At 59.7% G+C, this 12,237-nt stretch carries 18 protein-coding genes and 1 pseudogene; 11 read left to right on the top strand and 8 right to left on the bottom strand.

Annotation, left to right across the window (positions count from 1 at the left end; translation table 11 throughout):
• The first annotated feature begins 575 nt into the window (after positions 1-575).
• The 4 genes from CIT26_RS11180 to CIT26_RS11160 all read left to right on the top strand — a co-directional run bounded on the left by CIT26_RS11180 (position 576) and on the right by CIT26_RS11160 (position 3,076).
• Entirely contained in the window at positions 576-875 is a 300-nt protein-coding gene (locus CIT26_RS11180) for a DUF1236 domain-containing protein (protein ID WP_095492626.1), read from the top strand.
• Between the two features lie 113 nt (positions 876-988).
• The gene (locus tag CIT26_RS11175; protein ID WP_342587003.1) at positions 989-1,150 is read left to right on the top strand and encodes a hypothetical protein; all 162 of its coding nucleotides are present in this window, start codon (positions 989-991) and stop codon (positions 1,148-1,150) included.
• Positions 1,151-1,839: 689 nt separating this feature from the next.
• A complete protein-coding gene (locus CIT26_RS11165) occupies positions 1,840-2,091 on the top strand; it encodes a hypothetical protein (protein ID WP_095492624.1) in 252 nt (83 codons plus the stop codon).
• Between the two features lie 292 nt (positions 2,092-2,383).
• Positions 2,384-3,076, top strand: a complete 693-nt coding sequence (locus tag CIT26_RS11160; RefSeq protein ID WP_342587006.1) for an ATP-dependent DNA ligase — start codon at positions 2,384-2,386, stop codon at positions 3,074-3,076.
• 117 nt (positions 3,077-3,193) lie between these two features.
• Here CIT26_RS11160 and CIT26_RS11155 read toward each other — a convergent pair whose 3' ends face one another.
• A complete protein-coding gene (locus tag CIT26_RS11155) occupies positions 3,194-3,967 on the bottom strand; it encodes a thermonuclease family protein (protein ID WP_245319357.1) in 774 nt (257 codons plus the stop codon).
• A gap of 265 nt (positions 3,968-4,232) precedes the next feature.
• Positions 4,233-4,610: an MgtC/SapB family protein gene (locus CIT26_RS11150; RefSeq protein ID WP_425350343.1), complete on the bottom strand. Its 378-nt coding sequence runs from the start codon at positions 4,608-4,610 to the stop codon at positions 4,233-4,235.
• A gap of 12 nt (positions 4,611-4,622) precedes the next feature.
• On the opposite strand from CIT26_RS11150, the gene CIT26_RS11145 reads away from it, so the two are divergent.
• A complete protein-coding gene (locus CIT26_RS11145) occupies positions 4,623-4,940 on the top strand; it encodes a hypothetical protein (protein ID WP_245319355.1) in 318 nt (105 codons plus the stop codon).
• 156 nt (positions 4,941-5,096) lie between these two features.
• On the opposite strand, the gene CIT26_RS11140 is transcribed toward CIT26_RS11145, so the two are convergent.
• Together CIT26_RS11140 and CIT26_RS11130 are read right to left on the bottom strand one after the other, a co-directional pair.
• On the bottom strand, positions 5,097-5,321 hold the full coding sequence (locus CIT26_RS11140) for a hypothetical protein (protein WP_095492622.1): 225 nt from the start codon (positions 5,319-5,321) through the stop codon (positions 5,097-5,099).
• Positions 5,322-5,865: 544 nt separating this feature from the next.
• Positions 5,866-6,786: a PhnA-like protein gene (locus CIT26_RS11130; RefSeq protein WP_095492621.1), complete on the bottom strand. Its 921-nt coding sequence runs from the start codon at positions 6,784-6,786 to the stop codon at positions 5,866-5,868.
• 255 nt (positions 6,787-7,041) lie between these two features.
• Between CIT26_RS11130 and CIT26_RS11125 the strand changes: the two genes are divergently transcribed.
• The gene (locus CIT26_RS11125; RefSeq protein WP_245319354.1) at positions 7,042-8,115 is read left to right on the top strand and encodes an IS630 family transposase; all 1,074 of its coding nucleotides are present in this window, start codon (positions 7,042-7,044) and stop codon (positions 8,113-8,115) included.
• Positions 8,116-8,173: 58 nt separating this feature from the next.
• Here CIT26_RS11125 and CIT26_RS11120 read toward each other — a convergent pair whose 3' ends face one another.
• Positions 8,174-8,644: a nucleoside deaminase gene (locus CIT26_RS11120; RefSeq protein WP_095492620.1), complete on the bottom strand. Its 471-nt coding sequence runs from the start codon at positions 8,642-8,644 to the stop codon at positions 8,174-8,176.
• A gap of 15 nt (positions 8,645-8,659) precedes the next feature.
• On the opposite strand from CIT26_RS11120, the gene CIT26_RS38725 reads away from it, so the two are divergent.
• Both CIT26_RS38725 and CIT26_RS11110 read left to right on the top strand, forming a co-directional pair.
• The gene (locus CIT26_RS38725) at positions 8,660-8,911 is read left to right on the top strand and encodes an OsmC family protein (protein ID WP_095492619.1); all 252 of its coding nucleotides are present in this window, start codon (positions 8,660-8,662) and stop codon (positions 8,909-8,911) included.
• Positions 8,820-9,131: pseudogene (locus tag CIT26_RS11110) on the top strand (transposase); the annotation flags it as partial. The gene CIT26_RS38725 and the pseudogene CIT26_RS11110, both read left to right, overlap by 92 nt.
• A gap of 87 nt (positions 9,132-9,218) precedes the next feature.
• Here CIT26_RS11110 and CIT26_RS11105 read toward each other — a convergent pair.
• Positions 9,219-10,115 (bottom strand): NAD(P)/FAD-dependent oxidoreductase, encoded by an 897-nt coding sequence (locus CIT26_RS11105; protein WP_095492618.1) that lies wholly within the window; start codon positions 10,113-10,115, stop codon positions 9,219-9,221.
• 448 nt (positions 10,116-10,563) lie between these two features.
• The gene (locus CIT26_RS11095; protein WP_095492616.1) at positions 10,564-10,758 is read right to left on the bottom strand and encodes a hypothetical protein; all 195 of its coding nucleotides are present in this window, start codon (positions 10,756-10,758) and stop codon (positions 10,564-10,566) included.
• Between the two features lie 173 nt (positions 10,759-10,931).
• On the opposite strand from CIT26_RS11095, the gene CIT26_RS11090 reads away from it, so the two are divergent.
• Both CIT26_RS11090 and CIT26_RS11085 read left to right on the top strand, forming a co-directional pair.
• The gene (locus CIT26_RS11090; RefSeq protein WP_095492615.1) at positions 10,932-11,153 is read left to right on the top strand and encodes a DUF768 domain-containing protein; all 222 of its coding nucleotides are present in this window, start codon (positions 10,932-10,934) and stop codon (positions 11,151-11,153) included.
• Positions 11,154-11,384: 231 nt separating this feature from the next.
• On the top strand, positions 11,385-11,531 hold the full coding sequence (locus CIT26_RS11085) for a hypothetical protein (RefSeq protein WP_342587002.1): 147 nt from the start codon (positions 11,385-11,387) through the stop codon (positions 11,529-11,531).
• Between the two features lie 82 nt (positions 11,532-11,613).
• Here the strand turns inward: CIT26_RS11085 and CIT26_RS11080 are convergent, their stop codons facing one another.
• A complete protein-coding gene (locus CIT26_RS11080) occupies positions 11,614-11,841 on the bottom strand; it encodes a hypothetical protein (protein WP_095492614.1) in 228 nt (75 codons plus the stop codon).
• A gap of 54 nt (positions 11,842-11,895) precedes the next feature.
• On the opposite strand from CIT26_RS11080, the gene CIT26_RS38720 reads away from it, so the two are divergent.
• Entirely contained in the window at positions 11,896-12,045 is a 150-nt protein-coding gene (locus tag CIT26_RS38720) for a hypothetical protein (RefSeq protein ID WP_425350342.1), read from the top strand.
• The last annotated feature ends 192 nt before the right edge of the window (positions 12,046-12,237 follow it).

Here is a 12,237-nt window from a genome sequence, read left to right as displayed (position 1 = left end):
GCTCGCTACAGCGCTATCGAGGGCGCGCTCGCGAGCGGCTTCGCTACCGCCGAGCTACACCACCTGTAGGGACGCGACCCCTCGCCGCCTTGAACCGCTGACAGGCCTCCCCTGGGCGGACTTGGTCAGCCGTGATTGCGGACCACTCGCCAAATCGAGGAATGGCGGGTGGTCCCTTATCAACGCAGGAAGGGACGTAGCTGCGCAGATATCAATTCGTTCTTCAGTCCCATAGTTAAAGTCGGCCGGTTGTCAGCTAACAACCATCCCAATTGCCAGGAAAGCGATGGAGATAGCGAAGACCGATGCAAGTAACCAGCGAGCCTGGTGGACACTATTCTCCATGGATTCCTCCCGTGAACGTACGGCGAGCAACGAGCGCTGGCAGTCGCGGTTCCGGGCTGCACCCCATCCTCGCCCTCTGCGCCCAACAGGTCAGACTTAGGTCCAACGGCAAGGCGTCTGGAGTCGGACCGAAGCCCAGCCGAGGAACGTTTGCGGCTGCCACATGTTTGGTGAGCCTGGCGCGACGAAGATGCGTCCCAACGCAAGAGACTCACATAAAGGAGGCACTTATGAGAATGCATCGTTCCACTGCAGCCGCGGGATTTCTGCTGCTGGCAGGTATCGGCGCCGCTGCCGCTCAGGACGTGATCATCGAGCCCGAGCAGGAGACGGTCATCAGGGAATATGTGAAGAAGCAGCCGCTCGCATCGGTGAAGATCCCTGGGGTAGAGCTCAATATCGGCTCGGCGCTGCCCGAGACGGTCGAGCTTCATGAAGTACCCGACGTCAAATATCGTTACGTGGTGGTCGACAACCGGACCGTTGTCGTTGATCCAGGCACACGCAAGATTATCAAAATCATCGAGTGACCTAAGCGACTGGGAGGACAGCCCGCCGTGCCGCAAGGTGCGGCGGGAAGCCAGCAAGGAGAAATGTGATCACCATGTCGAACCGTGAGATTGGAGCGTCCCGGGCACTCCGAATGCGCGTGACTGACCTCAACAAGAGGATGCGCGGCGCCCGGATTACCGAGAATGAACTGAAGATCTTTCGAAAGGTCGCAGCCGTCATGGAGGGCGGCAAGGGCAGAATCGATGCCGACGATTTGATTGCCGCATCCTTCGTCGTCGAGACGCTGGACTAACCAAGCTGCCTTTAAGCTCTCCAGAATGCGAAGCGCTGCAATGTCCCTCTCTCCCAGCCTGTTCTCTGTTGGTCTGACTTTCCAATGCCCGCAGTGCAACTTCACCGTCATCAAGAACGGCAGCTGGTTTCAGGTCGTTTCCCATTACAAGTGCGAGGGGTGCGGACGCGAAATCCGGATTACCTATCCCGACAAGATTGCTATCTTCCAGAAGCACGCGTACTTGGCCACGCCCCCCCGGGGACCGCTAAGGAGAAGCCCGCGCCCCTCCTCCGAGCGCGGGCCTGCTGCCCGATCTGCAGCGGGCTAAACGGGGGTAGGCCCACTGCTCAAACAGCAGTTAGTAACTGCTAATGTTCCAGGCGCGGCGTAGGATTTCGTCCCGGATGGTGTCGGGAAAGATGCGATCCTCCATCCCAGCTGGCGCTGCTTGGCCGCGTGTTCGATCGCTTAAAGATTGACGCCCAATCGGAACACCAGCATGAAGCACTTGCGTCCCGAATATCGCCAACTACATGGCCGGAGTGGTGGACGAGGAAGAGCTTTTTTCAGCTTCCAGACAGCCGCTGGGATGGTCGGCGGACCCGCTCGCTCCCCACCCCGGTTTGGCGCGTGGGTCCTTGGAACGGAGTCGCATCATCGGCGTTACCCGGCCAACCAAACGCTGCCAATGATATGGAGGAACGGGCGTGATCGAGTTGACTGAGAAGGAAAAGCGCTTTCTCAAGCGCGTTGACACCATCACCCACGTTCCCTGGTCGAACAAAGTCACCGCCGTAGATGCCAAAGGCAAGCCCCTGCGTATCGCAAGGGCGACGTTTGCCCGATTAAGAGACGACGGCATCATCATCCGATCTACTAGCGACCTGACCTCGAACACCTACGTCATTAATTCTGCACCGGTGACGCCACAAGTCGAGGAAGTGCAGGAAGCGTCCTGATCGGCCGGGATTAATAGGCGGACTGGCGCCGCCAAATGAAGCAGCGGCTACCGAGTAGATCCTTCCAACCGCCGGTTGGTAGACGCGATGCAGTCGGTCGCCTATGATTTTTTACGGTCCGCGCACCGGGCAAATCCCGACCCATCCCGCGCTCGGTGAACGCTTGATCGCCCCGTCGCGCTCTAAGGTGGGGCGGGCTTTTTTGTTCCTACGTATGGAGTCGCCGTGAACTATCCGCAAGCCGTTGATCTGACATCCTGATTAATGCGGACGACGGCTTTGGAATTGCAGGATTTGCGGTGTTTGGGCGCTGTTTTCCTGCAATTCGATTTTACGATTCCCTTGCGCTACGGCGAAATACCGCGACCTGACCGCAGCAGCGAAATCGCTCTATGCGGACAGCGCCATCATCGACGGTGAGATCATCGTGCTCACTGATGCCGGCCTGTCGGATTTCGCGGCTTTGCGCAAGGCCATCACGCGGCGCCAGCACGACCTCTATTTCGTCGCCTTCGATCTGCTGCACCTAAACGGCCACGACCTGCGCGACATGGCGCTGCAAGAGCGCCGCGATATCCTTGCCGGCATCATCCCGCCTGACATCCGCATCCAGTTCAGCCAGGCGCTTCCTGGCGATGCCAAGGCGATCTATCACCTGGTCGATCAGGCCGGCCTTGAGGGAATGGTGTCCAAGCGTCGAGACAGCAAGTATCGCAGCGGCCCTTCGACCAACTGGCTGAAGACGAAATGCTATACCGTCGGGGAATTTGAACTGCTCGGCGTCGAGCGTGAGGCTGGAAAGCCGCCATTCGCGCTGATGGCCGAGCCAGGGACCCGCAAATACGTCGGCAGCGCTTTCGTCAGCGTCAATCGCGAGATGCGGGAGCGGCTTTGGAAGCGCGTCCAGGATCACGCCGGGCCGGCGCCCAAGAACATGCCAAAGCGGCCGGCAACGCAGTGGGTCAAACCGGGGAAGCTCGCGTGAAGCACCTGCGCGGCGAGGATGACCTTCGCCACGCCTCACTGCAGGATTTCTGGGATGAGGATTGAAGACGACGCACGCGTTGGCATATTTGCCGACGTGACGCTGCCCGTCGACCCTTTACCGCCTTGCCTTACGCCAGCCGGCCGCGCGCGCCTCGGCCTCGCTGCAGAACCAGCGCTCGCCTTTGCTCGGCGTGATCACTGTCTCGTCGTAATACTCTTGGCCAGGCAGATGGTAGATATGCTCACCCGAGTTCACGCTGATGTTGCCTTTGACGTTGCAACCGGAGCCGAGAAGACCGAAGCCGGTCGATTGCTCGCTGACCGTCTCGACCTTGTCGGCGTTCGCAGCCCGCCAGTCCCACGGGGGATCGAATCTGCCTTGCCAGACGCCGCGATGCGCGGCCTTGGCTGAGACTTGCTCGGCGGCGAATGCCCCGTTCGAATAGCGAGGCCAATCTAGAGCGAGGCCTTGTTCAACGAGCCATTTCTGAACGCTTCGGCCGTCGGCGCGATTGCAGTTCCCGACAAGACGCCCGTACCGATCACGGTCGACAAAACTGCAATGCAGTGGTCGCGAAGCTGCCAGGAACTCGTCCAAGGCTTGGGCAGCGCGGCGCCCGCATGGATAATCGAAGCCCTTCGCGTCGTCGCAGTACTGCCGGCTCTCTGGCGCATCGATGCCGTTGAAACGAATCCTTTGGCCTGCAATCTCGACCGTGTCGCCATCGATCACCGACGCTCGGCCTTTCATTGGGCCAAGCAATGGTTCTGTCCAGTTTGTAATCGTGCTCTGGAGGCCTGCAGTGCTCTGTTGGCCGGCGGTGCTCTGGATCGCGAATTGAGTGACTGCTGCGGCAAGCGTGGCGACGCCGAGGAAGATCAGCCCCAAGAGCGGTCGCGGGAGACGCCGTGACGGCATTCTTCTGCCGGCGCGCTTACGCCACCGGTCAGCCTGATTGGCACCCTGATATCGGCGGACTTTGCCCACGCCCCTTCTCCCGAAAGAGAGAATGCTTCCATTGAGGGCGAGAGTCCAGCTTGCGCGGGGGTTTTACGCGGTCTGAAGCTGTTCGACAGAACTCGCGCCTGGATCGACGACGCAAGAACGGTCCCGCTCTGGTCATAGCAACTTGCGAATTCCATGACGTTTGTCCTCAGCCTTTGCGCCGCTTGGACACATCTTCTTCCGACATGGGCTTTCCTTGTCCGGTGTTCTCGCCAATCCCGGACTTGGCTGCAAAACTATAAAGAAGGCCTGCCACGACAAGCACCAAAAGCGTGCCGAGCGCCGCCACCTGCCACAGACCGAGCCCGCACGCCACGCCAATTGCGCCAGACAGCCACATGCCTGCACCGGTCGTCAGCCCGTGGATCTCGCCTCTCGAGAACAAAATCGATCCGGCAGCAAGGAACGCGACGCCAGCGGTAACCGCTTCGACAACACGAATCGGATCGACCTTCACGGATTCCTGCAGAAACATCGGCGCGTGAACGATTTCAATCGTCAGAATACCGAAAGTAGCCGCTGCCACGCAGACCAGGATATGGGTGCGAAGCCCGGCAGGCCGATGGCGCACGATCCGATCGATACGCTGGGCAAGGCGACCCGGCACAATATGCTCGTCAAGGCGGAATGCAGCTGCGGCAATGTTCGCTATTGCCGTTCAGCGGACCTGATGATGGTCTACGGCGGCGGGGTCGATCCACTGTCGCTCAAGTTCGACTGCAGCCGCTGCAAGCCGCAGATCAAGATCACGTTGCTCGAGGTCCACCCCGAGCATCTGCCGAAGCGCCTGATGATCCACAAGCCTATGAAGATCGATGGCAAGATCGTTTGGCACACGGAAAGATTTCGAGGGTGACCATTTATTGAATGGCCGGCGCCGCTTGGGGGCGTTGGGGTAGATTGCCTGTAGGGCGCCGGACGGGCGGATTGGGGTCCGCCCTTGGAAGGTACCGCCCGTGGCGATTCAAGTAACTTCCGTGATCGCGGAATGTCAGGAGGCGGTCGACGACGCTCAGTCCTTTGCATCGTCACCGTCTTGCACAGAGCCATCGTTTTCATCTGCCGGGCTTTCTAACCCGGCCAGTTGCCGGTCGGCTATTTCTTTAGCGAGGCCCACCAGGGCATCGACCTCTTGCATCTGGTCCACGTGACCGCCATTGGCGACGCCTTTCCGGATCCTCTTCAGTTGGTCAGAGGTTCGTCGTAACATTTCGGCGATAGAAGGCTTCTCGGCCACGCCTGCATCTCCTGCATCCCAACCGTCGAGACGAGCAAGCGTTCCGGCCCGAAACTTTTTACGGCAAACGTCGACATTCAATCGACCCGCTTTTAATCCGGGTCATGAAGTCCGCGCCATCCGTTGCGCAAGTTCGAGCGGCCCAGCGGCTTGCGGTGGGGGGAGACCGCTAGGCCTGACCAGCGAGCCTTGGGGGTGCTCGCCTAGCTGGCGATATATGATCTCAATCTAATGTAATCGAAACATGCGAATGAAGTACGTGGCGGTAATTCCGCTGTGTAGAAGCCATAAGGTGCCCCGGAATGGGTCAATGCGTCTGGCACCGCACTTGCATGGTCAGGTATGGGGGAATGGGGCGGAGGCCCGTCGCTTCGCAAATGTAGCGGCGGGTCTTCTACATAGAGGTCGCGTCCCAGCCTACGCGCTGCCGTCCGTCTCGCTTTCCTCGTCGATCGCCCGGACCGGGAAGGCGTTGGTTTCCAGCCATTCGCGCAGCACGATCTGAATGAGATCCGGCCGCGAAATTTTCATCTCGGCAGCACTTTCATTCCCTGTCACGGAGTGTCGTGCGGCGGCTAGGTAAAATTCGATCAGCATAGATCGGATGGACGACGCCCGAGCGGCCACCAAACCAGCCGGCCAAGGCACCTAGGACAAGCGCCACGAAAGCAAGGATGGCACTAGTCGATGCGACCGATGCGGCGGCTTGGGCCGCTTCAATCGCCTGCTGCTTCGCCGACTCTACGGTGTCGTGATATTGCTTTTCCATGTTGGTGACCTGCTGCGTGGCCTGGTCCAACGGTATACCTCGAGCGGTCGCTAAAGCTTCCGCCGCCTGTTTCCGCGCCGCGTCAGCACTGGCTGCATCTCCCATGACAAGACTTCGCATTGCATTCATGGCAGCGGCATTCAGAGCGTCTGAGTCGGTGCCGGTGGCCCTAACCTGCGACTCAAGTGCCTCAAGCGGATTGGAATTTGCGAGCATTGGCGCGGCTGTTTGGGCGATTGTCTGACCTGTACCGCCAAGGGCGCTGGCGACGCCGCTGAACACACCACCAACCAGACTGCCGACACTGCTGGTCAGCAGGTAGATCACAAGCAGCGTGGTCAATGCCCAAGTAGTTAGGCCGTGTAAAGCGCCCGTGGTCGGCACGATCTTACCAGACATCCGCGCGGATATGTAACCCCCGGCAAAGGCAGCAATGATCCCGGCGACGACGTACCAAATGCCAGCAACAATCGAGAATGTAGTGCCGTCAGGATTATCAGATGTGCCGGGATCGAGGGTCGCAATCCCAATTCCTAGACCTAGCATCGCAAGCAGGGCCTGCACTACGAGCGCGACTACAACGCCAGCAAAAATAGCCCCCCAACTGACTTTGTTAAGCTGTATCGTTTGATCAACGGAATCGGCATCATAAACACTGGGACGGACGTTGGTGTCTTCGTGAGAGAAAGTGCTCATGGCTTAGTTCCTTTGAGTCAAGCCCTTTTGGGCAGTTGCGAGTGAAGCGATCTAGATTCGGCGGTCGAACCCGTGAGAAAAAATGCCTGCTGGCGCCCTCAACTCTTTTGTATGGTTTATGTTCCGGTTTAATGCCGTCGGCCTGCTAAGGTGACCTCGCTAGTGGAATGAATGTGACGGTCGAGTCCGAATGTGGATTCCCGTCGGCGGTTTTGCGTGCGAGTCTTGAGGATGCGCACCGGGATCGTTGTCACAGTGACCACCGCGGACCGTGACCGGCTGGAAGCCATTGTTGCGGACCGCAACAGCCCTCAGAAGCACGTCTGGCGCACCAGGATTGTGCTGGCCACAGCGGATGGGCTCGGCACGATGGCGATCATGCAGAACACGGCGATGAGCAGGACGGCGGTCTGGCGTTGGCAGGAGCGGTTTTGCGAGGAAGGCGTCGATGGCCTTCTGCGCCACAAGACCCGGCCCTCGCGCGTCAAGCCCTTTGGGCCGGAAGTGGCCGGACGGATCGTCGCCCTGACGCTGGCCGAACCGCCGGGCGAGACGACCCATTGGACCGGCCGCGCGATGGCGAAGGCCGCAGGCGTGAGCCTACGTCCAGCGCGTCTGGCGCTCGCACGGGCTTCAGCCGCACCGCATCCGAACCTTCAAGCTCTCCAACGACCCGCAGTTTACGGCGAAGGTGCGCGACATCGTGGACTCTACGTCGACCCGCCGGCCCATGCCGTGGTCCTGTCGATCGACGAGAAGAGCCAAATCCAGGCGCTGGATCGCACCCAGCCGGGATTGCCCATGAAGAAAGGCCGCGCCGGCACCATGACCCACGATTACAAGCGGCACGGAACCACTACCCTCTTTGCAGCTCTCGACGTGCTGGAGGGCAAGGTGATCGGCCGGTGCATGCAGCGCCATCGCCATCAGGAATTCATCCGCTTCCTCAACGCCATCGAAAAAGCCGTGCCGGCGAAGAAAGCCGTCCACGTCATCCTCGACAATTATGCAGCCCACAAACACCCGAAGGTGATCGCCTGGCTTTCCCGTCATCCCCGCGTCACCTTCCACTTCACGCCGACTTGCGCCTCATGGCTGAACGCGGTGGAGGGGTTCTTCGCCGCGCTGACCAAGCGACGCCTCAGACGCGGCGCCTTCGTCGGCGCCGTCGATCTGCAGGCCGCCATCAACCGATACCTCGCCGACCACAACACCGACCCCAAACCCTTCCGCTGGAAGCCGACCCCAACAACATCATCGCAGCCGCAAGCCGAGGGCACCAGACGTTGGATTCAATCCACTAGTACCGCTCAAAAGGACTGGAGCTAATGGCGCCGCAGAGGCTACGGACTCTTCATCGACACCAGTCCCTTTATGATGGGTTCTGTCACCAGAAATCCCTGTGGTCGTTTACGATTTCTTCTTCGAGTTCAGGGAATGGGCCACGGATCGCTACATGGCGCCGTCCGGCGGCGAACACCTGGTGACAGCTCAGATCGAGGGTCAGATTCTCCGGATTGTCTGCGGTCAGCTCGGCCAACCGCCTTTCGCTGAGTCCGTAGACCACGGTGCCGATGCCAGCCCAGTAACAGGCCCCGGCGCACATGCAGCACGGCTCGACCGAGGTCACCAGCGTGCATCGCTCGAGAAAGGTCGGGTCGTATTGCTGCGCGGCCGCGCGGGCCACGTTTGCCTCTGCGTGGCCAACGCCGCGATCCCGCGCGTAGGTGTTGCCCGACGAAAGGAGCACGTCGCCCTCCGGCCCGACTAGGAGCGCCCCGAAGGGATGATTGCCACTGGCCCGGCTCTCGGTGGCGATCTCCACGGCGAGACGTAGATATTCGGTATCGCTCCTCATGGCCGCCTCCTTGGGATGCCCATTCGTAACTGCACGCGTAAAGGCCCTTCGCCTGGATTCTATATTCTTGGAGCGCTTGGGAGCTGTCCAGTCATGGGCATTAAATTCATGGCTGCGCAACGTGGCATAGAGGTTCGGGCGCTTTCGATCGACACAGAAGCCGATTGGGACCCACATCCTCGACAATTATGCAGCCCACAAACACCCGAAGGTGATCGCCTGGCTTTCCCGTCATCCCCGCGTCACCTTCCACTTCACGCCGACTAGCGCCTCATGGCTGAACGCGGTGGAGGGGTTCTTCGCCGCGCTGACCAAGCGACGCCTCAGACGCGGCGCCTTCGTCGGCGTCGTCGATCGGCAGGCCGCCATCAACCGATACCTCGCCGACCACAACACCGACCCCAAACCCTTCCGCTGGAAAGCCGACCCCGACAAAATCATCGCAGCCGCAAACCGAGGGCACCAGACGTTGGATTCAATCCACTAGTAGCATCACGAAAGAGCATCACGGCCCGTCGGAAGGGAGCTGGGGTGCGGCAGATCCGGCTGCTCTGCGAGACGGAAGGGGTACGCGCTAGGCATCTCGGTCGCTATTAGCCAGGTAGTTATGAATGTCACTTGCGGCCGCCGCTGCATGGCCGAATGCCACGGCGATCTGGTTGATCTCGTCGACCACATCGCCAGCAGCATAGAGGCCCAGGATGTTTGTACGCTGATGCGAGTCCGTAACGAGATTACCGACCTCATCACATTTTGCACCAAGCTCGACTGCCAGCTGCGACCGCATAGTACAGCCCATTGCGGGATAAATGGTATCGAACGCGAGCACTTTCCCGTCGGAGAACTCGACAATTGCATCTGGGCCGGAGGCGCGAATTGCATCTCGGGTACACGCTGCGACCTCGATCCCTTCGCGCGCTAGCATCGCAAGAGCGTGCGGGTCGTCCCCGGTTTCGGGATCCGTCATCAGTAGGGTGAGGTTGCGAGTGAAGGTCCGCATGAACAACGCCTTTTTCATCGCATTTTTCAATGGACCGATTACGGCCACACGTTTGTCGATCACCTCGTACCCGTCGCAGATGGGGCACAGCCGCAAGGTGCCCGCCTTGATCAGGTCGGCGGCATTCGAAATGTCGGGAAGCTTGTCGACGATGCCTGTGGCCATCAACACGGTGCGAGCTCGAATAGGAAGCGAGGCAGTAGCTATGAAGTTAGCCCCAGCGTGCCGAACGGATCGGACCGTGTCTTCGACCAGGTTTGCCCCATACCGGACGGCCTGCGAATGCAGGCGTCCAAGCAGGTCGGTGCCCGTGATGCCATCCGGAAAGCCAGGACAGTTGTGCGTCGACGGAATCCACTTTGCCCGGCTTTCGCCTGCGTCGACGAGCACCACCTGCCGCCGAAATCGTCCAAGGTAGGTTGCGGCCGTCAGACCGGCCGGCCCGCCGCCAATGATCAGGCAGTCGAACATGGCACATCCTGGCCGGTCGTATCTCGATCAACCACTGAGAACTCCTCCAAGCTGGAAAACCGCGCCGACCCGAAGAGGCAAGGCGCAAAACGAAAAGTCCGAGTTGGGTAATTCTCGGTGCCTCATCAACACCATCAACTTCAATATGTTCCGGGCAAAGGTACTGAGACCCGCTCGACTGGTTGGGGCGGCCGCAGTCGTAGGATGATGTCGGCATTTCCGAGACGACTTTAGTATCTATCGCGTTGCCACTGTTTGTTTCTCAACGCCACCGCCTGCTGAAATGCGCGCGCCGCAGCATCGCAGGCAATCGTCGAAGGTCCGTTGGCAAAAAGTATCACCTCAGCAGATTTCTGCGTGAGACCGTGCTTTTGCGCGAAGACGCCAGCCTCGTATGGGTGATCGTAAGATTGAGGGTCTGGGTTGGCGCGACCTTTGCCCACGGCGGCTATTCCCTATTCTCATTGGCGCCCGCGGGATGCCTTAGACTTGGCCGCTTCCCTTCTGCAAAAGCCCGCGCGTAAGATTCAACCTCGAAAGTGCTTATGTGCGCCGCGCCGTTTTGGACGACGCGGACAAACCACTCGCCCATGTTTTCGGTGATCTCAACGGAGGCAGGAGCAATGTTTTCGTTAGCAGCCATGTACTTTCTCCCTGGTAATGGGCGAAAGCACCTGTTTTGACTTCCAAGCGCCCGCGGGCCGGGATGGAACGGACGACCTGACGGACGCTACGCCCTTTTGAGGGGTCCGCTACCTCATTTGTTAGGCGTGCTCGTGCATGGAACCTAATGGTCTGTGCCAGCTTAAAATCGTCATGAGCACGCGCGGCGCCAATTTTCTGCACAAGTGGATTTCGAACAACGTTCCCGAGACGGCGAAAGCCGACGTCATTTCGATCGATGAACTCACGCACAAGCTGATTGCCGATGCCAAGGCGCTCGGTATCAAGAGCGACGAAATTGGGGAAGAAGTCGACAGTCTTTACCGAACGATCCTCGATGCCATCGTGCATTTCGATCAGGGATTGCCGGAATAAAGGGTTTTTTGTCCACAGGCGCCTCACGCGGTCCGTAAATATGTCGGTATCCCGTTAAGGTCCCGGTCACCTGTCGCGCCCACGATCCACATCGACGGGCATTCCCACGCCCGCCGCCCCCCGGGCTAAAGCCCGCTGCCCGTTGCTCTCAAGCCCACGCAGCGGGCTTTTTTCTTTGCGTCGTGCCTGATTGGGATTAGCTGCGCGGGTGTCATCGGGGTGGAGGGTTGAATGCCGATCCATCGAAAAGCTGAAGAGGCTGGCGTCTTCAATCCATCCGAGGTCGCCTTACTGGGCCGGGTGTTCGACAGGCTGAAGATCGAGGGGCAATCTGAGCAGCGACGCGAAGCGCTCGCGTCCCGGATCATTGCAAATTAAATGGCTGGAGTGACGGAGGAGGAAGAGCTTGTTTCGGCGTCCAAACTGCCGCTGGGGCGGTAGGCGGGCTTTTCGCGTTTGCCTACCGGTTCAGCTTCTCGACGGTTTCGATGATCGCCTTCGCTAGGGCTTCGGCCTCGTCGATCGGTTCGGGACCGTAGAGCAGCAACACGGCCTCCTCGCTGGGCAGGACGCCGGCGGGGCATGTCTGTTCGATCGCCATGCGGATCAGTTTGAGGCCCGGTCGCTCGCTGCCATTGTGGGCCGTTTTTCCCTTACGCGCTCGCGATCCATGGCAGGCTTCCTTCATTCGTGGAACCTAATGTAACTCAGCGGATTGAATCGCGTTCCGTGAGTGCCGTTCATGCGTTTGAAGTTCATCGAGCCGTTGATGCCGACCCTTGTGGACAAGCCTCCCGAAGGCGACGGCTGGAGCCATGAGGTCAAGTTCGACGGCTACGCGGAACTGCCGTCCCGGCCTGCCCGAACAAACTCAGATGGGAGGCTCGCATGAACTCTTGGCAAACCAACACTTTGGAGGTGTGCGGCCTTCTTGCCGTTCCGCTGTCGCTTATCCTTACGGTTCTGCTGGCAGGTCTAATCCTTAGCTGACCGTCAGCATGGCCCTTTGCCTCCGGCGGCTCGTGGCTGTACGGGATCGGCAGGCGTGAACGCCTTCCTTCTCGTTGTCGAACTAATATTCGAG

Source organism: Mesorhizobium temperatum (genome assembly GCF_002284575.1).
Lineage (GTDB): Bacteria > Pseudomonadota > Alphaproteobacteria > Rhizobiales > Rhizobiaceae > Mesorhizobium > Mesorhizobium temperatum.
Note: the sequence above shows the minus strand (reverse complement) of the source record. Positions and strands in the feature narration are given on the sequence as shown.